The organism is Sphingobium sp. MK2 (assembly GCF_040170545.1).
GTDB lineage: Bacteria > Pseudomonadota > Alphaproteobacteria > Sphingomonadales > Sphingomonadaceae > Sphingobium.
On the sequence record NZ_JAZDXA010000002.1, the window covers coordinates 22,734 to 42,225 of the forward strand.

The window sequence follows — 19,492 nt, forward strand, 5'->3', positions numbered from 1 at the left end:
CACGATTTTAGGGGCGGACCTCAAAATCGAGATGGGTGCTGAAAAAGGGCATCAGCTTATCCTGAAAGCGCCACGCCACTCTGTTCGTATGATCGCCCTCATAGATTTCGAAGCTGTTGATGATGCCATAGCGATCAAGCACATCGTGCAGCGTCTGCGCGTCGGCTTTCAACCCGTCCTTGTCGCCGACATCAATGGCGATCGCGCGATAACGGCGGAGATTGCCGATATATTGATCGACAAACGCCAAAGGCGCATTGGCCGCCCATTTTGCTACCACGTCGGGCTGCATCACTCCATTCTTCACCGGCATGTCCAGATACAGAGGCGGCTTTTGCGGGTTGGGCGACCAGGCGGCAGCCGTCGCCAATTGCGCGCGCAACGGGAACGCTAATCCAGCCGAATCGGCAGGCGACTTTACCGCTTCCAGTTTTTTGAACACAGCCGGATCGACCTGTGCCGGGTCGCGCGCCGACAGGCAGCATGGACTCATCATATAAAGCGCGCCGAACATATCGGCATGCTTCATGCCGATGCGGCTGGTGCCGTAGCCACCCATGCTATGCCCGGCCAATCCCCGGCTTTCCCGCCGCGCGATCGTCCGATAATGGCGATCAATATAGCTAATCAGGTCGCGCGACACGAAGGTTTCGAAATCGCCGGTCGTGACCGAACTGGAATACATCGATCCATTATGTACCGTCTTGGAATCGGGAAGCACCAAAATCATCGCCCGCGCACCATTGGCAAAGGCCCCTTCCACGGTACGCGGCACATGAATTTCCCTCGCCCATTCCTCCGCCCCGATCGAATAGCCATGCAACGCATAGACGACAGGATAACGGCGCGATGGTTCACGGCCATAGCTGGGCGGCAGGATGACAAGCACGTCGCGGTCGGCCGCCTCGCCCTACAGATTGCCTTCGATCGATGGGGCATGTACCTTGATACGCTCGATCTTGACTGGCTTTGCTCCGGCGACAACGGGCGGTGCCCCTGTCGCCACCTGCGCCAGCGCAGGGAAAGATGCACTAGCCAGAGCCAGCGCTAGCACCATCGATATTCTGAACCTCATGCCAACCCCTCCATTGTCTATGTGATAATCGTCATTGTCCGCGCAGCAGGCGCATCACCAGCGCGCGTATCCGTCCGTAATTGCCCTGACCGAGCGGCCCCAACACGCCATGTTGCGCGTCGGGCATATGGGCCAGGGGATGCCCGGCCGGACGAAACACATAATGGTCGAAATAGGCGCGCCAGGCCGCGCGCTCGGCCGCTGGCCGTTCCGCTATAGCGATCATGGCCAGCAGCATAGTGGTATGCGGCGCGTCCGGCCCTGCGCTGAATCCGTCCCACCAATAATTCACCAGCATATTGACGGGATCGAGCGCTTCGACCTGATGCCACCATAGTTTCGGCAGGTAGAGCGCATCGCCCGGTGCCAGCTCGACAGTCACGGCTTTGGCCTGTGCTGCGGCAAAGCGCGGATAGCGCGGATCATCCAGCGCCGCGCCCGCCGCCAGGGATATCGGCTGGCCCGACAAAGTATGGTCGATAGGACCAACATAGAGGTCGCCGATCGCATCGGGTGGGTACAGCGTGAAGCGGCGTCGACCGGCGGCTACGCACGCCAGATTGTCATAGCTGTCATAATGACAGGCGACGGTCGACGCATTGCCCAACCAGATGCGCGGCCGCACATCGGGCGGCAGAAGCGCACAGACATTCGCTTCTGCAAAACCGGGGAAATGGCGGTCGGCGGGAAGCGAGCCAAGATAGCCGGTGTCGCCATGATCGCGTGCATTGGCGGCAATGCGCGCCAGGGCATCCCGAACACTGATGGTTTCGCGGGAAAAGTTGAATCCGCCCGGCCCATCTCCATAATGATAGCGCCCACACAAATGTGGCGCAGCAGCAAAATATTCGGCCATCAACGGCGTGACGAAGCCCGCCATATAGGTGATGGCGGCGTCGTTGCCCTCTGCACTTGCGCGCACTGCCGGCCAGTCCTTGCAGAGGCCGCGAATCACCACCGGAAGACACGCTTCCGCGACGCGCCGCAAGGCTTCTGGCTCGTCGACGTCAGTGGCGGTTCGTTCGACGATCGGAGCGGCAAGACTCGTCATGGATCAGCCAAAACGCGCCAGCCGGTCATTCCGGCGTCGCGCCATAAGGCTTATATGCTGCAAGGAACCAGCGATGGCGTAGGCCAGACGCAGGTGTCCCGCACGAAACAGGGTGAGCGCCGCTGCATCATCAAGATCGTCCAGACCATCAAGACTGACCGTGTAGAGGCCGTCCAGCCGCAATTTCTCCCCGTCATCAAAGCTCAGCGCGATGTCGATCGGTTCGATCAGCCGGGCGGAAAGCAAGGCAGCAATCAGGCCTTCGGTGGCGTCCGATCCCGTGACCAACCGGCTCAAAGCATTCTGGACAGCGCGCAATTGCGGGGTTGGCTGGCCTTCCGCATCGAACAGGGGATCGCCCTCGCCTGACGCGAAACGGGGATGATCGGGATCAAAGGCAATATTCTCTTGGGCGGTAAAGAAGCCCTCCCGGTCGGCCTCCAACGGCCGAAAAGCAGGGCGGCCGTCAGGCGAATCGAGCAGATGCTCCTCCGGCTTGAACCCGGTCAACACCCCCAGGTAAAAACGCCCCGTTTCGGCATGTTTAGACAACAGGATCGGGCAGGCGGCGGCAGCAGTCGGTACTTCGCTCGAAACGATTCGCACGAACGGGCCGGGGCCCTTGTCCGCCATCCGCACGCGCACCCCCGCATGGGTCACATTGTTGAGCAACTGAAGCGATTCCATACCCTCTCCTTCTGCGGTCCATCGTCACACCGCCACGGCTTTGTCCGGACGCATTTTTCGTCTCGGACAGCCTAATCTCACGGGGCGATATTTACACATACATTTCGCTTGATTGCCCGTTTCGATAGCGCTACCATTTGTGCATAGAAAAGAAAAGGCTCAGGCGAGGATCAAATCCGTTCGTGCAACGGCACCTCCTCCCAAAGCCTTAAACTGTGATCGTACGCGACAATAGTGTCGCGCCGGTCGGGCGAGAGTTAAGTGGAAGTAAGGGGAGGAACATGAAGACAGAACTCGATCGCGCTCGTTTGGCGAAGCGCAACCGCAAGAGCCTGACAGCGACAGCCAGCGGCCTGGCCTTGGCAATGGCCTTTCCGGCCGTCGCGCAAGAGGCCGAACAGGCCTCGGTCGCGAACTCCACCAGCGAAGCGGATATCATCGTCACCGGCATTCGGGGATCGCTGCAACGCAATCTGGATATCAAGCGCAATGCGTCCGGCGTCGTCGACGTCATTTCGTCGGAAGATATCGGCAAATTCCCGGACTCCAACGTCGCGGCCTCGCTGCAGCGCCTGCCGGGCGTCTCGATCCAGCGGTCCGGCGCGCGCGGCGAACCGCAGGGCATCTCGGTTCGCGGCTTTGGTGGCGATTTCAACGAGACCCTGATCGACGGCCGCCGCCTGTCAACAGCGTCCGGTGGTCGCTCCGTCGACTTCACGACGGTCGGCGCGGATTTCGTTGGCCAGTTGGCCGTGTATAAAACGCCCGAAGTGTCGCTTTCCAGCAGTTCGATCGGTGCGACGCTCGACATTTCCTATCCCAAGCCGTTCGACAAAATGGGCACCCGCATGGCCTTTACGGCCGCTGGTTCGGTTCAGGATGAAGCCGGGAAGCTGACGCCGACCGTTGGCGGTCTGTTCAGCACGACCTTTGCAGACGACACGATGGGGATATTGGTCAACGCGGTTTATACCCGCCGCGACACGCAGGCGAACCGCGTCTATGTTTCGGGCTGGCAGGGTGGTCTGTTCCGCGAATGTCAGTTGACCGCGACCTGTACCGCCGCCCAACTTGAAGTGCCCGGCGATATTCCTGGCTGGTATCAGCAGCAATATGGTGCCGATCAGCGCTACACCAAGGATGAGCGTATCGACGGCCGCATCGCCTTCCAGTGGCAGCCGTCCGACAATGTTCTTTTGACGATCGACGACAATTATTCGCGTCAGAAGGTCGTCACCAGCATTGATGGTTTTGGCATCTGGTTCAACCAGGGTGACATGCGCAATGTCGAACTGGATGGAAACGGCACCGCCATCAATTTCCTCCAGGCAGGCTCGCCCACTGACTTTACAGCCGGGACCGACAAAAATATCCTGGAAACCAACCAGGTCGGTGCGAACCTCAAATGGGATGCTACCGAAAATCTGCAAATTGACGCTGACGTCAGCTATTCGAAGAGCCGCTTGAATCCTGACGGCCATGTCAGCAGCGAAGGTGCCGATATTGGTTATGGCGGTCTTCTCGGCACGACGCTGGGTGTTCGTGTCACCGGCAACAGCAACAAGACCTTCCCGGAATTGACCACTTATGGTCCGGCGGGCAATCAGGCCCTGTGGACCGATCAGGCCATTCTCGGCTCGCATGTCACTGTGCGGATGGCCCAGAAGAACAGCGATGAAATCAAGCAATTCCGCCTCGGTGCCACCTGGAAGCAGGATGACCTGACGATCAAGTTTGGCGCGCGCTACATGGAGGATGAATTCTCGCTGGAGAATCGCAACACCTTCGCCAATAATTACTGGCAGGCCTATGCAGGCTATGGTGCGCCATCCGGCCGAACCAGCGGCGTGCCAATTCCCGCGAGCCTGATTCAGGGTACGATCAACACCAAGGGTTGGATCCCCGGCTTCTCCGGCAATCTGCCCCCTGTGCTGCTGAACTATGATGCACGCAGCTATTCCAAATATCTGGAAGGCCTGTGGCAGGGGCCAAATACGCCGGGTTATAACCAGGGCTGCTGTGACAACTTCAACGGCACCATTGATCTCGCGCTGGATCCCGGCAGCGTCCAGAATATCCTTGAAAAGAGCTGGTCCGCTTGGGTCAGCGTAAACTTCAACACTGAAATTGCCGGTATGCCGTTCCGGTTCAACGCCGGTGCGCGTGAGGAAATAACGAAGGTTATTTCGACAGGGATCGGCCGCGTGCCAACCTCTATCGTCGGTAGCGCAGCCGATCCGACATTGCTGACGGTCAACTTCTCCGATTCGCAGGCTGTCACTGCCAGCAGCAGCTATTCCTACTTCCTGCCCGCGCTGGACATGAAGCTGGAACTGACGGACAATCTGCATCTGCGCTTTGACGCATCGCGGACGCTGACTCGGCCGAGGCTCGACTATCTTGGCCCCGTGCTGAATGTTGGCGCAGGCCAGCGTGTCGGTGCATTGACCGCAACGGGCAATAATCCGTTCCTCAAGCCCTATCTGGCCGATAATTTCGATCTGGGATTGGAATGGTATTATCAGCGTAACTCCTATGCTGCTGTAAATCTGTTCCTCAAGGATGTGTCGAACTTCATCGTTGCGGGCACGCAGCGCCAGACCATCAACAATGTCATTGACCCGACCACTGGCCAACCGGCGATCTTTACTGTGTCGGCGCGCGTCAATGGTCCCGAAGCGACGGTCAAGGGCGTAGAGTTTGCCTGGCAGCATGTGTTCGGCGACAGCGGTTTCGGCTTCAACGCCAACGCCACTTTTGTCGAAACGAACAAGCCTTATGATCGTACCGATCTGTCGCAAAGCGGGTTCGCCGTCACCGGGCTTGCCAATTCCGCAAACCTCGTGGCCTTCTATGACAAAAATGGCTTTGAATTCCGGACGGCAGTCAACTGGCGCGACAAATATCTGCTCCAGTTCGGTCAGGCGCAGAACAATTCGGCCTTTGGTGCTGAACCGACGTTCGTGAACTCGGCACTTCAGATCGACCTTAGTACCAATATCCGGTTGACCGATCAGTTCAGCGTGTTCGGCGAAGCACTCAACATCACTAACGAAACGTACAGCACCCATGGCCGCTTCAGCAATCAATTGCTGGATGTATATGGCTATGGTCGCCGCTTCACCGCGGGGGTCCGCTACCGCTTCTAACGGTTCTCGCCCTGGAGGGGATGTCAATTGACATCCCCTCCTTTTTCATGGTGATTACAAGCTTATGGTTCATCCTGTCCGCAACATCGTGATCGTCGGCGGCGGGACGGCCGGCTGGCTGACCGCTGGCATCATCGCGGCCCGCCATCGCACTCGCATTGGCCAGGGTTTCAGCGTCACTCTGGTCGAATCCCCCAACACCCCGATCATCGGCGTGGGAGAGGGCACATGGCCCACGCTCCGCACCACGCTATCGCGCATGGGTGTGTCAGAATCCGATTTCTTTCGCGAATGCGACGCCGCGTTCAAACAGGGCGCACGCTTCGACCGCTGGACCACCGGCGCGGTCGATGACGGCTATTATCATCCCCTGATGCTCCCGCAGAATTTCGGGCAGGTGAACCTTGCCCCGCATTGGCTGGCAAGCAATCAGGGCGAAAGTTTTTGCGACAGCGTCAGCGCGCAGGGCCGCATCTGCGACGACGGCCTGGCCCCCAAGACGATTGCGACGGCCGAATATGACGCCCTTGCCAATTATGCCTATCATCTCGACGCGGGCAAATTCGCGCCTTTCATCCAACGCCATTGTTGCGAAACGCTGGGCGTGCGGCACGTTTTGGCGGATGTCCAACAGGTGCTGATGCACGAGAATGGCGACATTCGCGCCATTCAGACCGCGCAAGCAGGCGAGATTGAGGGCGACCTGTTCGTCGATTGCACCGGCTTCAAGGCGCTGTTGATCGAAGGCGCGATGCAGGTGCCGTTCAAGGACTGCAATGATGTTCTGTTCTGCGATACCGCGCTGGCCATGCAAGTGCCCTATGAGCGGCCGGACAGCCCGATGGCATCCCACACCATCTCCACGGCGCAGACATCAGGCTGGATCTGGGACATCGGCATCCAGACGCGCCGCGGCGTCGGCCATGTCTTTTCCAGCAGCCATATTTCGGACGAAGAGGCCGAACGCGAATTGCGCGCCTATATCGGCCCGGCGGCAGATGGCCTGAATGCCCGCAAGATCAAGATCCGATCCGGCCATCGCGAAACCTTCTGGAAAGGCAATTGCGTGGCCGTGGGCCTGGCCGCCGGTTTCCTCGAACCGCTCGAAGCCTCCGCGATCGTGCTGATCGAATTGTCGGCCAAGATCATCGCCGAACAAATGCCCGCCTGTCGCGAGGTGATGGACATTATTGCCTCGCGCTTCAACGCGACGACCCACTATCGCTGGGGTCGCATCATCGACTTCCTCAAGCTCCATTATGTGCTGACCCAGCGCACCGACAGCGATTTCTGGCGCGACAATGTGCGCGATGAAACCATCCCGGATCGATTGAAGGAATTGCTGCTGCTCTGGCGCTACCAGTCCCCCTGGTTCCACGACGAGTTCGACCGCGTGGAGGAAGTCTTCCCGGCCGCCAGCTATCAATATGTCCTGTACGGCATGGGCTACCATACCGAAGTCGATCCCGCCTCGCTCAGCCGCGATCATCGCTTGGCCGACCGCGCCCGGCGCGAAAATGCCGCGCTGACCGACAAATTATGCGCCGGGCTGCCCCGCCACCGGGATCTGATCAACAAGATCGTTGCGCACGGACTGCCGCCGGTCTGACCGACGGCAACCCTTACCGCTTAATTCGCCCCCTTGCTTAGATGGTTGGCCGCATTGGCCAGTTCGATCCACGCCGCGCCTTCGGGAATGACATATTCATTCTGGCCCCAGAAATAGGGCCAATCCTCGTGATTTTCGGGGAAGTCGGGCTTGATCACCAATATGCCGGGCACCACGCCGCCCGCTATGAAGGAAAAGTCCGCCCGGTTATTGCCATAGGCGACTTCCTTCGACACCGTCCCCACGCCTGACACAAAGGATATATCCGACGCAGGATGGTGGCCGGTCAGAAACGCCATGCCATGAAATAGCGCGTCCCACCCGACGATATCGGGGAAAGCACGATGCAACGCCTCAGCCGTCAGCGCATAGCCAAGGACCGTTCCTGATCCCGCCCAGCCGCCAGTCGTGATTGGAACGGCAAAGGGATTGGCGCGCGCTAACGCCACGCTTTTCGCCTGCCAGCGCCGCACTGCCGGAACCATTGCGGCGCGATAGGAGGCCGGCATGAAGGGAATGGCAGCCACGGCCGTTTGCGCATTGAAATCGAAACTCTTTTCGATCGTCGGCCAAAGCGCCTGCACCTTGGCGGCGTAGACCGGCTTGCGCGTAGTGCGCAGCAATTCCACCGCCGCCGCGAACATTTCTCCATCCAATGACCCGCCCGTGGTGTTGCCATGACTGAACAGATCAGGCGCCTGCCCCTGTTCCTGCTGCCAGACCCGCTCGGCGGTTCCCAACGCGCGCTGTGCCAGCGCATCATCCTGCCCGCGCAACACGCGCACGGCGGCCGCCAGCCCGGCGATCGATCCATAGTTGAGCGCCGAGGATTTGCTGGTGAAGGCCCAGCGATCGTCCGGCGTTCCACTCCGCCCGTTCCGAACCTCGCCCGGTTTCAAGCTCGCGTCATAGGGCAGCCCATCGGTCTTGTTCACGGCGTCACCCAAATGCGTATATTGGGCGACATCCGGCTCCACGATGCCATGAATGGCATGTCCTACAGCATCGAATTGAGCCAGCAATTGCAGGGTGCCATGCGCCACCTGTTGCACCATATCGGGCTTTCCGTCGGGCACATGCATTTCGACATGCCGCCGCGCCTGATCGACGCTTACCGTATCGCGATCCAGCCGATACCGCTCCGCCGCATCGGCGAGCGAGCGCACCACCTGATATTGGGACTGGGTGCGAATATCGAAATCGCCCGCATCATACCAGCCACCGACATTGAGGCCGGGAATAAACTCGCCCGGTTTGAAGCGCGTATCGGTCGTTGGTCCCTGCCGATACAAGTCGATATGTTCATGGTTCAGCGGTGCCTGACGCGCATCGTCGCGATGGGAATCGCCATGCCAGCTCCGATAGGCTTCGTTGACCGACATATGGTCCATCGCGACCGGGAAATAGACATCGTTGGTTGGGTGCCAGGCGTCGGCATAGACATCCTGCGCGATCCGAAACGGCGCGGTACGGACATCGCCATATTCGAGCATGTAGAGGCCCGGTTGCTTAACGGCGCTGAAATCCAGTTGCAGATAATGATAGCGCAGATAGTCGCCCCACGGCTTCAGCGGCCCGGTCGCCACCGGCACCGCCGCACCGTTGGCGTCCAGGCGCAGCAATTTGAGCGGAGGCCGCCGCTTGTCGTTGCGGTCCAGTTCCACCGTGGCGATCTTGGGACCATCGGGCGCATAGCCGAGCTGCGAATGCGCGATGACGGGCGTGCGCAGCCAATCGGGGTCGGTCTGCGGCCTAACCGTCCATTGCAGCACGGTGCCGGTCTTGTTCGCGGGCAGGATCGATCGCAACACGAACCAGCCATTTTGCGCCTGATTGCGCCCATCATAGAGCGCGATCGGCTGGTCGCTACTCACCGTGATCCGGCGCGCCGGATCTTCGGGCGCGAGGACGAAGCGGCGGCCACTGGCCATCGGCAAGGGTTCGGCACCCGGTCCTTCGCCCCGCCCGCTGGCGGCGTTGCGTTCGGCCGTCCGTTCCATGGCGCTCGCAGGATAGATCGGGAATATGCCGGTACGCTCATCCGCCATATAGGCATGATGAAAATAGGCCGACGGCAGCAGTTCCAGGTTGAACCCGGCCTTGCCCGCCAAGGCCTGGGGCACGGGCTTGTCGAGAATGATGCTCAGTTCGACCGCGCCCCCGCGCCGCTCGGCGCGAATGACATATTGCCAGTCATGGTCGGCATAGCGCAATGTTGTTTCAATGACACCGGCCTTGGCGTCCACCTTCCGCTCGACCAGCGCACCGATCGGATCCCATTGTCCGGGCGTGGCCGACAATCGCACGTCACCGTTGGTCACGCTGCGCAAACCCTGCTGGATGATTTCTATGCCGCTGATCTTCGCATCCGCAAACAGGCCATCATACCAGTTGGAAAAGGCCAGGACATTGACGGCTGGCCCTTCGAAATAGCCCTTGTCGTTCAATTGAAGCGCCGGTTCACCTGTGGTCTGCGCTATTGCCGCCGCACTGCTCAGCAGCAGCGCAATACAGGTAAAGGACCGTCCTAAACGCCTCATGCCTCTCTCCTATTGATTGCGCTACCATGTCTATGGTCGCAACTCTCTATGGCTGTATCGCAGCGATTGTAGAAGCGAGCAAGATAGAATAGGCTGATTGCCATATGACGATGATAGCGCTATTCATGATCGAAATATGAAGGAGAGAATGATGCCCTGGACGCGACGGATAGTGTTGGGAACGCTGCCTTTGGCGATGGCCCTGTTGACCGCGGGTTGCCAGCAGGATGCAAACAATGCGCAGGCACCAGACGCTAATGCGGCTGACGCCTCGAAATATTTGTCCCAGCCGCTGGTCAAGGACATCTACACTGCCGATCCGTCCGCCCATGTCTGGGACGGCAAAATCTATGTCTATCCCAGCCATGATATTGACGGGCCAACGGCCGAGGATGATCTGGGCAGCCATTTCGAAATGCGCGACTATCGCGTGCTGTCGATGGACAAGATCGGCGGGCCGGTAACGGTCGGGCCGGTGGCGCTGGATGTGAAGGACGTACCATGGGCCGACCGCCAAATGTGGGCACCCGATGCCGCGCGCAAGAATGGCACTTATTATCTCTATTTCCCCGCCAAGGACAAGGAAGGCGTGTTCCGCATCGGCGTCGCCACGTCGAAAGACCCAATGGGTCCATTCAAGGCACAACCGCAGCCGATCAAGGGCAGCTATTCGATCGACCCTGCCGTCTTCACGGATGATGATGGCACCAGCTATATGTATTTCGGCGGCATCTGGGGTGGCCAGTTGCAACGCTATGCAAATGGAAAATATGACCCCAATGGCTCCAAGACCGACCTGGAGCAGGATGACAAGCCCGCGCTATTGCCGCGCGTGGCCAAGATGACCGACGATATGCTGGAATTTGCCGAAACGCCCCGGCCGTTGCAGATCGTCGATGAACAAGGCAAGCCCCTGCTGGGTGGCGACCATGATCGCCGCTTCTTCGAGGCAGCATGGATGCACAAATATAAGGGCAAATATTATTTCAGCTATTCGACCGGCGACACGCATTATCTGGTCTATGCCGTTGGCGATTCGCCCTATGGTCCCTTCACCTATCAGGGCCGCATCCTGGAGCCGGTGGAAGGCTGGACCACGCATCACTCAATCGCTGAATGGGATGGCCGCTGGTGGCTCTTCTATGCCGACACGCAATTGTCGGGGCAGACCCGTTTGCGCAACGTCAAGGTTACCGAACTCCATCATAATGAAGATGGCAGCATCCGCACGATCAATCCGATCATAGGCGGTGCCGCCCCGAAGAGCGCTGCACACTGAACTCTATCGGGCCGGGGAGGCCACGCTTCCCCGGCCTTGCCCTATGTTGGGCCAAGGCTGACTGGGATAACCCCCAGCTATAAATATGACGTCGCAACGACGCATTCAGGGAGATATCGGGATGAAGGCGTCTTTCCTACTGCGCACCGCCAGCATGATGATCCTGGCTAGCCTGTATAGCCACAGCGCTGCGCTGGCCAATGACAGCTTGAAAGAGGCAGAGGTCAGGGCACAGGCTATCGTCGATCAGTTGACGCTGGACGAAAAGGTGGAGCAGTTGCTCAACACGGCACCCGCCATCCCCAGACTGAAAATCCCAGCCTATAATTGGTGGACGGAATCGCTGCATGGCGCGATCGGCGCGGTTCCGACCACCAATTTTCCAGAACCCATCGGCCTTGCCGCCACCTTCGATGCGCCGCTGATCAAGACGGTTGCGGGTGCCATCAGTACGGAGGTGCAGGCACTCCATACCCTCGGTCGCCAGACCGGGCATCTCGGCAAGATCGGCACGGGCCTCAACACCTGGTCGCCCAATATCAATCTCTTCCGCGATCCGCGTTGGGGCCGCGGCCAGGAAACCTACGGCGAAGACCCCTTCCTGACCGCCCGGATCGGCGTGGCCTTCATTCAGGGGATGCAGGGCGACAATCCCGATCTGCCCAACATCGTCGCCACACCCAAGCATTTCGCGGTCCATAGCGGGCCCGAACCAAGCCGGCACACCGATAATATCTTTGCCACCAAGCGGGATCTCGAAGACAGCTACCTGCCCGCCTTCCGCGCCGCCATCGTCGATGGCAAGGCCGGGTCGATCATGTGCGCCTATAACCGAGTCGATGGCCAACCCGCGTGCGGCAGCCCCATGTTGTTGCAGGACTATCTGCGCGATGCATGGGGCTTTGCCGGCTATGTCGTGTCCGATTGCGACGCCGTCGTCGATATTTACGATCATCATAAATTCGCGCCCGATGCTGCCACTGGCGTAGCCGTCGCGCTGCGCCAAGGCGTCGATAGCGAATGTAATAATGCGACGCTCAGCGGCCAGACGGGCCTGGGCGATCGCTACAAGGACTCGCTTGCACGCGGCTATATCGGCATGAGCGACATCGACACCGCGCTCGTGCGGCTTTTTTCCGCGCGTTATCGCAATGGCGACCTGCCAGGCCTCTCGACCCGCAAGCCCAACGCCACGCCGGTCAAGCGGGTTGGGACGGCCGAACATCAGGCGCTTGCCCTGACCTCGGCGGAAAAGAGTCTGGTCCTGCTCAAGAATGACGGCATCCTGCCGCTGAAGGCCGGAACGAAGATTGCCCTGACCGGCCCGCTCGCCGACGCCACGCGCGTCTTGCGCGGCAATTATTCGTCGCCCCGCAGCGGCCCGCCCATCTCGGTGGCCGATGGCATTCGGCAGGCTATGCCCGGCTCCGCGCTCACCCTCATCCCCTTCGGCCCCTCCATTACCGATGGCGATCCTGTTCCCGGCACCGCGCTGTTGACCCCGGACGGCAAGCCCGGTCTGCGCGCCGAATATTTCAATGCCAGCGGAGATGACGGTTTCGAAGCCAAGCCCGTGCTGACCCGCGTGGAAACCAGTCTCGTTTCCCGTGCGAGCGAATTCCAGCAAGTGTCGAAACGCTATAAGGTCGTCTGGACCGGCTATCTGGTCGCGCCGGAAACGGGGCTGTATCGCGTCGCGCTGACCGGGGTCAAAGGCACCGTCTCGCTGGACGGTAAAGCCGTGGTCAGCGCCGAAGACTATTCCCGCTGGGCCGAACCGCTCGATCTGACCGAGGTTCGCATGACCAAGGGCCAGCGCTATGCCATCCGTCTCCAGGGCGAGAGCAACATCGCGCCCAGCCCCACCATTTTCTGGAAGCGCATTTCCGATAATGTCGATCGCGACCTGGCGGACGGTGCAAAGGATGCTGATGTGATCGTCGCCGTCGTCGGTCTGACGTCCGATATCGAGGGCGAGGAAATGCCGGTCAAGATCGAGGGCTTTATCGGCGGCGACAAGACATCGCTCGACCTGCCCCGCGATCAGCGCGCCTTTCTGGAAAAGGCCAAGGCGCTCGGCAAGCCGCTCGTCGTGGTCGTCATGAACGGCAGCGCTGTCGATCTATCCTGGGCCAAGGATCATGCCTCGGCCATCGTCGAAGCCTGGTATCCCGGTCAGTCGGGTGGTCTGGCCATCGCCAATGTCCTGTCGGGGAAGACAAATCCGGCCGGACGCCTGCCCGTCACGTTCTACAAGAGCGTCGATGATCTCCCGCCCTTCACCGATTATGGCATGGACGGGCGCACCTATCGCTATTTCAAGGGGACGCCGGTCTATCCGTTCGGCCACGGCCTCAGCTATACACAGTTCAGCTATGCAGCACCCACATTGGGCGCGATCGACGCCATTGCCAAGGACGGCCTGACCGTGCGGACGGTAGTCACCAATAGCGGCGCACGGGCGGGCGATGATGTCGTCCAGCTTTACGTGACGCCCCCCGGCTTCGATGGCGCGCCCCGCACGGCCCTGCGTGGCTTTGCGCGCGTATCGCTCAAGCCAGGCGAAGGGAAGGAGGTCGCCTTCACCCTGTCGCCCCGCGACTTGAGCTTCGTCACGCGGGATGGCGTGCGCGCGCTCATCCCCGGCGACTATCAGCTGAGCATCGGCGGCGGGCAGCCGGGCACCGGCAGCCCGGTCCAGACCGTCAGCTACACCATCCGCGAGAGCGTCGCACTGCCGAAATGACAGGCGGCCATTTGGGACAGCTAACAGATAAAAGGCAAAGGAGAGATGCAGATGAAACGCATAATTGGTTTCGCCAAAATGATCGGAGCAGCCACTTGGCTCATCACAGCGCCGATCGCAGCCCACGCCCAGGACGATAAGATGGTGCCGATCGCCATCCCCGCTCAGCCGACTGCCATTGAACTTGGAACGCCTACACTCCCCGGTGCCACCGCCAAGGAATCCTGGCACAGCCAATATGGCAGCCTTTTCGCCCGCAACGTCACGGTCGCAACGCTCACCCCCTTCCTGCCTGATCCCGCCAAGGCGACCGGCGCGGCCATCGTCGTGGCGCCGGGTGGCGGATTTCGAACGCTCTCGATGAACAATGAAGGCTGGGATGTTGCCAAGGCATTGGCCGATCGCGGCGTTGCCGCTTTCGTCCTGAAATATCGCCTGCGCCAGACGCCAGCGGACATGCCCGCCTTTGAAAAGTCGATGCAGGAGATGTTTTCTCCTGGCCCTCGACCACCCCGCCCTGCCCCCGACCCCAATTTCGGTGACCTCTCGCCCCAGATCGCCGATGCCCGCGCCGCCTTCGCGCTGATCCGTCAGCGTAAGGCTGAATGGGGCGTCGATGCCGATCGGATCGGCATGGTCGGCTTTTCCGCCGGAGCCATGCTGACCATGGCGACGGCGCTGGCGGGTCAGGATGCCAAGCCCGCCTTTATCGGCAATATCTATGGCCCGCTATCCTCCATGAAAGTCTCGGCCGACGCGCCCCCGCTGTTCGTGGCCCTGGCCGCTGACGATCCCTTCTTCGCCAATGGCGGCATCGCCCTGATCGACGATTGGCGCGCGGCCAAGCGGCCGGCTGAATTCCATCTCTACGAGCGCGGCGGTCATGGCTTTGGCATGTATCAGAAGGATACCACCAGCACGGGCTGGTTCGACGCCTTCGTGCGGTGGATCGGGATGCACGGCATGCTTGCGCGTCAGGCGAACGCGCCGCAATAATCCCAACGCGCTTCAGTCGTGGCGGAAGACTCGCGCAATCTGAGCTGCGATGTCACGCGGCGTCAGCCGCCCCGGCCGATACCAGTCCGCGACGCTGTTGAGCTGCGAGAGGAGCAGATTGCGGTAAAGTGACGGGTCGATCGCCGATGGTAGCGGCAGCGCGGCGACGATGTCACGGAACAGATGCTCAAACCGATCGCGCCGCTCGACCAGAGCGGCGCGCACGGATTCTGGAACTTCACGAAAATCATTCATCATCGGCATGGTCAGCGAATCGGGATCAAGCTGAACTTCCAGCAGCGCGGCGCAAGCAGCTTCCAGCCGTGCCCAGGGATCTTCCTGCCCCGCCACCGCCTTTGCAATATGCGCTTCTGCTCCATCAAGCGCGGCATGGTGCAGTTCGACGAACAGCGCATCCTTGGACTTGATATGATGGTAGAGCGAGCCGCCCAACACGCCCGCGGCTTCGCCGATGTCGCGCATCGATGTGCCACGATAGCCTTTACGCGCAAATAATTGCGCCGCTATGGCCAATATCTGCCGCCGTCGCGCGCCCGCGCCATCCATCTCTGCGCGCCTGTCGTCTGCTTCTTTCCTACTCATCCAGCGGGCAGTAGCATATTCACGCACCCTATCGCATCTGCATTGGCGGCCATCTGCCCCCATATCCGCAATGCCCCAGTCAAGCCGATGCATTATTCGCTTGCAAGGCTGCTTCCTTTTACTGTATCCCAAGCATACATTCTATTGGGAGCAGGATCATGGAAAACCAAGAAGACGTCGTTTCCTTTGTGGTCGAGGCCGGTATTGCCTGGGTGAATTTCAATCGCCCGGCCAAGCGCAACGCGATGAGCCCGACGCTTAATCGGCGTATGATGGAGGTTCTGGACGAACTGGAATATCGCGACGATGTCGGCGTGCTGGTGCTGAGCGGCGAAGGCACGGCCTGGTCGGCGGGCATGGATTTGAAGGAATATTTCCGCGAAACCGAAGCGCAAGGGTTGCGCGGCGTGCGCAAGTCGCAGCGGGAAAGCTATGGCTGGTTCCGCCGTCTGCGCTGGTATCAGAAGCCCACCATCGCCATGGTCAATGGCTGGTGCTTTGGCGGCGGCTTCGGCCCGCTCTTTGCCTGCGACCTCGCCATTTGCGCCGATGAAGCGCAGTTCGGCCTGTCCGAAATCAACTGGGGCATCCTGCCCGGCGGCGGCGTGACCAAGGTGGTGGTCGACCTGCTGCCGATGCGCGACGCCATGTGGCTGACGCTGACCGGCGACCTGATCGACGGCAAGCAGGCGTCGGCGATGCGGCTGGTCAATGAAAGCGTGCCGCTCGACCAGCTCAAGGACCGCACCCGCGAGGTTGCCAACAAGCTGCTGGCCAAGAACCCCGTCGCGCTCAAATTCGCCAAGGATGCGGTGCGCCGCGTCAGTACCATGACCTATGACGAGGCGGAGGATTATCTGGTCCGTATGCAGGAAGCGGCCAATTTCCATGACAAGAGCGAAGGCCGCAAGGAAGGCATCCGCCAGTTCATCGACGAAAAGAGCTACAAGCCGGGTCTTGGCAGCTATGACCTGACCAAGGCGAAAGCACCGACCGAGGGCTGAATAGTCCGATCGCCGTGAAACGCACCGGGGTTCGCCCCGGTGTGTATTTTCATATTTGCGATATATCCACACTCGTGAAATTGTGGCAGAAAGTCTCTCAACCGGAGGAGGATTTTCATGCCCATAGCCACGACCCATGTCGGCAGCCTGCCGCGCGGCGACGCCCTGACCCCGCTGTTGCTGGCCCGCGACAAGGGTGAACCCTATGACGCGCACGCCTTCGACACGCAAGTCCAGGCCGCCGTGTCCGCCGCGGTAACCGCCCAGATCGATGCGGGGGTGACCATCGTCAGTGACGGCGAATTGGGCAAGGTCGGCTATTCCACCTATATGATCGAGCGGCTGACCGGCTTTGGCGGCCATATCGACCGCAGGCCCGCCGCCGACCTCGCCCCGCTGCCCGAATTGCGGCAGAAGCTGGCTGGAATCATGGGTAGCCAGGAATTTACCCGCGCCTCCTGCATCGGCCCGATCCGGCTGGTGACGCTGGAGCCGCTGCATGACGATATCCGTCGGTTCAAGGCGGCGCTCGCCCCCCATGGCGAGGGCGTGCGCGCCTTCATGAATGCCGCCTCGCCCGGCCTCATCACCGCTTTCCAGGTCAATCGCCATTATCCCAGCCACGAAGCCTATCTGGCCGATCTGGTCGATGCGATGCGCGAGGAATATGAGACGATCGTGGCGGCGGGCTTCGACCTGCAATTGGATTGCCCCGATCTGGCGATGTCGCGCCACACCGGCTATCAGGATGTGAGCGACGAGGAATTCCTCAAGATCGCGTCCGCCAATGTCGATGCACTCAATGCCGCCACCGCCAATATTCCACCCGAACGGATGCGGATGCATATTTGCTGGGGCAATTATGAAGGCCCGCATGATCATGACATTCCGCTGGAAAAGGTGATCGACATCATCCTGCCCGCGCGCCCGGCCACCGTCCTGTTCGAAGCCGCCAATCCGTGCCACGAACATGAGTGGGCGGTGTGGCGCGATGCCACCATCCCGGATCACAAGATCCTGGCCCCCGGCCTGATCGATACCTGTTCCAACTATGTCGAACATCCCGAACTCATTGCCCAGCGGATCGAACGCTTTGCCGGGATCGTCGGCAAGGACCGGGTGATCGCCAGCACCGATTGCGGGTTCGGCACTTTTGCCGGATATGGCAAGATCGACCCGGCGGTAACGTGGAAGAAACTGCGTTCGCTCCGCGCCGGTGCGGACCTGGCGGACGCCCGGCTGTGAGCGAGGAGGAGCGCCGCGCGATCGAGGCGGATTGCGCCAGGCTGATCGCGCGCTACGCCAATCTCAACGACGCGGCCGACTGGCAGGGCGTGGCTGATCTCTATGCCGAGGATGGACGGATGGCGCGCCCGACCGCGCCGGACGACTGGACGCAGGGACGTGCGGCGATCCTCGCCGCCTTCCTCGCCCGCCCGGCGCGGACGACCCGGCATGTCTGTTCCAACGTCGTGATCGACGTGATCAGCCCGACGCAGGCCGTCGGCGAAAGCGCGATGCTGCTGTTCACCGGCGAGGGCGCGCCCAAGGTCGGGTCTTTCCACGACCGCTTCGTCCTCACTCCGGCGGGATGGCGCTTTGCCGAACGGCGCGGTAGCCTGACCTTTTAACGGAGGGCACCCATCATGAACGCTACCACGCCATCCACCGTCAAATCGGCGATGCGGACCATCGACATCATCGAATATGTCGTGGCGCGCCCGGCGGGCGTGGTGGCGCAGGAGATTGCGGCAGGCCTCGCCATTCCGGTCAGCAGCCTCTCCTATCTGCTCGCGACATTGGTGGAACGGCACTATCTGGCGCGGGAGGGGCGGCGCTATCTGCCCGGCCCGGCACTGGCGCGGCTGGGGTCGCCGCGCGTCGCGCTGTCGCTGGCGGACAAGGTGCGGCCGCTGGTCAAATCGCTGCGGACGCAGACCAACGAAACCGCCTCCTTCTTCGTGCGCGACGGGTGGCAATTGGTGGCGATCGTCACCGAGACGGCGGAACAATCGCTGCGCTATTCGATCAGCGTGGGCACGCGCATTCCGATGCACAGCCTGGCGGCGGGCAAGGCGTTGCTGGCGAGCCTGGGCGACGACGAGATCGACGCCTATTTCGCGCAGGTACCGCTGGAGCCGTTCACCCCGCAAAGCGTGACCGACGAACAGGCGTTGCGCACCGAGTTGGCGACCATCCGCGCATCGGGCGTGGGGCGCACGCGCGAGGAATATACGCCGGGCATTTGCGGCCTGGGCATGGCGGCGGTGGTCGATGGCTTTGCGGTGGGCGCGTTCGCCGTCGCTATCCCCCTGCCCCGCTTCACCCCGGAGCTGGAAACCCGCGCCGTCGCCCGGCTGGAACAGGCGGTTGCTCTGTTCACCGCCGCCGAAGCGCCGCCGGTTTAGCGACACAAAGGTCACAGCGCGAAGTTCACGATGTCGTCGGGTAAAAAGGCCCAATGGTGCGTCAATCGTCCCGGTAACGTAACGCCAAGGTAAGGCTGAAGTCACTGCTGGGTCACAGTGACGCGACGGCAACGCGCCAGTGGCGCGACATCGCCTCTGCCTGACCATGGCGTGCGTCTGGGGTGGTTTGGGGGACTGGCCCATCCATGAGGATAGATCAGAGGAAATCCTACATTGGAAGGGGTTTTGGGGGCATTGACCAACTGGGTGTCGATGGCCAAGATCGGGTGGAAATCCACGGTCCGCTTCTCACACTGAACCTCACCCCAGCGAAGGCGCGAGGTT

The 19,492-nt window shown here is 60.9% G+C and carries 15 protein-coding genes; 9 read left to right on the plus strand and 6 right to left on the minus strand.

Annotated features, from left to right (window positions below):
* Positions 1–7: 7 nt before the first annotated feature.
* The 4 genes from V2I08_RS01645 to V2I08_RS01660 are packed head-to-tail and all read right to left on the minus strand — an operon-like array spanning position 8 to position 2,813.
* Positions 8–889, minus strand: a complete 882-nt coding sequence (locus tag V2I08_RS01645) for an alpha/beta hydrolase-fold protein (protein WP_349633607.1) — start codon at positions 887–889, stop codon at positions 8–10.
* A gap of 21 nt (positions 890–910) precedes the next feature.
* On the minus strand, positions 911–1,075 hold the full coding sequence (locus V2I08_RS01650) for a hypothetical protein (RefSeq protein ID WP_349633608.1): 165 nt from the start codon (positions 1,073–1,075) through the stop codon (positions 911–913).
* 31 nt (positions 1,076–1,106) lie between these two features.
* Positions 1,107–2,126: a cupin-like domain-containing protein gene (locus tag V2I08_RS01655; protein ID WP_349633609.1), complete on the minus strand. Its 1,020-nt coding sequence runs from the start codon at positions 2,124–2,126 to the stop codon at positions 1,107–1,109.
* A gap of 3 nt (positions 2,127–2,129) precedes the next feature.
* Positions 2,130–2,813 carry a SapC family protein gene (locus V2I08_RS01660; protein WP_349633610.1) on the minus strand — a complete coding sequence of 228 codons (684 nt, stop codon included), beginning with the start codon at positions 2,811–2,813 and terminating at the stop codon, positions 2,130–2,132.
* A 281-nt stretch (positions 2,814–3,094) separates the two neighbouring features.
* Between V2I08_RS01660 and V2I08_RS01665 the strand changes: the two genes are divergently transcribed.
* Together V2I08_RS01665 and V2I08_RS01670 are read left to right on the plus strand one after the other, a co-directional pair.
* Entirely contained in the window at positions 3,095–5,962 is a 2,868-nt protein-coding gene (locus V2I08_RS01665; RefSeq protein WP_349633611.1) for a TonB-dependent receptor, read from the plus strand.
* A 64-nt stretch (positions 5,963–6,026) separates the two neighbouring features.
* Complete coding sequence (locus tag V2I08_RS01670; RefSeq protein WP_349633612.1) at positions 6,027–7,571, plus strand: tryptophan halogenase family protein; 1,545 nt, start codon at positions 6,027–6,029, stop codon at positions 7,569–7,571.
* Positions 7,572–7,591: 20 nt separating this feature from the next.
* Here V2I08_RS01670 and V2I08_RS01675 read toward each other — a convergent pair whose 3' ends face one another.
* Positions 7,592–10,111 (minus strand): glycoside hydrolase family 9 protein, encoded by a 2,520-nt coding sequence (locus tag V2I08_RS01675; protein ID WP_349633613.1) that lies wholly within the window; start codon positions 10,109–10,111, stop codon positions 7,592–7,594.
* Positions 10,112–10,262: 151 nt separating this feature from the next.
* On the opposite strand from V2I08_RS01675, the gene V2I08_RS01680 reads away from it, so the two are divergent.
* From V2I08_RS01680 to V2I08_RS01690, 3 genes are all read left to right on the plus strand, one after another.
* Positions 10,263–11,390, plus strand: coding sequence for a glycoside hydrolase family 43 protein (locus V2I08_RS01680; protein ID WP_405053612.1), 1,128 nt, complete (start codon positions 10,263–10,265; stop codon positions 11,388–11,390).
* 157 nt (positions 11,391–11,547) lie between these two features.
* Entirely contained in the window at positions 11,548–14,136 is a 2,589-nt protein-coding gene (locus tag V2I08_RS01685; protein ID WP_405053613.1) for a glycoside hydrolase family 3 C-terminal domain-containing protein, read from the plus strand.
* 51 nt (positions 14,137–14,187) lie between these two features.
* Positions 14,188–15,132, plus strand: a complete 945-nt coding sequence (locus tag V2I08_RS01690) for an alpha/beta hydrolase (RefSeq protein WP_405053610.1) — start codon at positions 14,188–14,190, stop codon at positions 15,130–15,132.
* A gap of 12 nt (positions 15,133–15,144) precedes the next feature.
* On the opposite strand, the gene V2I08_RS01695 is transcribed toward V2I08_RS01690, so the two are convergent.
* On the minus strand, positions 15,145–15,735 hold the full coding sequence (locus V2I08_RS01695) for a TetR/AcrR family transcriptional regulator (protein ID WP_349633616.1): 591 nt from the start codon (positions 15,733–15,735) through the stop codon (positions 15,145–15,147).
* A 158-nt stretch (positions 15,736–15,893) separates the two neighbouring features.
* On the opposite strand from V2I08_RS01695, the gene V2I08_RS01700 reads away from it, so the two are divergent.
* The 4 genes from V2I08_RS01700 (at position 15,894) to V2I08_RS01715 (ending at position 19,147) form a co-directional block, all read left to right on the plus strand.
* Positions 15,894–16,739, plus strand: a complete 846-nt coding sequence (locus tag V2I08_RS01700) for a p-hydroxycinnamoyl CoA hydratase/lyase (protein WP_349633617.1) — start codon at positions 15,894–15,896, stop codon at positions 16,737–16,739.
* Positions 16,740–16,856: 117 nt separating this feature from the next.
* Positions 16,857–17,984 (plus strand): cobalamin-independent methionine synthase II family protein, encoded by a 1,128-nt coding sequence (locus V2I08_RS01705; RefSeq protein WP_349633618.1) that lies wholly within the window; start codon positions 16,857–16,859, stop codon positions 17,982–17,984.
* On the plus strand, positions 17,981–18,370 hold the full coding sequence (locus V2I08_RS01710) for a nuclear transport factor 2 family protein (protein ID WP_349633619.1): 390 nt from the start codon (positions 17,981–17,983) through the stop codon (positions 18,368–18,370). Before V2I08_RS01705 ends, V2I08_RS01710 begins: the two co-directional genes overlap by 4 nt.
* Positions 18,371–18,385: 15 nt before the next feature.
* Positions 18,386–19,147, plus strand: coding sequence for an IclR family transcriptional regulator (locus V2I08_RS01715; RefSeq protein ID WP_349633620.1), 762 nt, complete (start codon positions 18,386–18,388; stop codon positions 19,145–19,147).
* Positions 19,148–19,492: the final 345 nt, after the last annotated feature.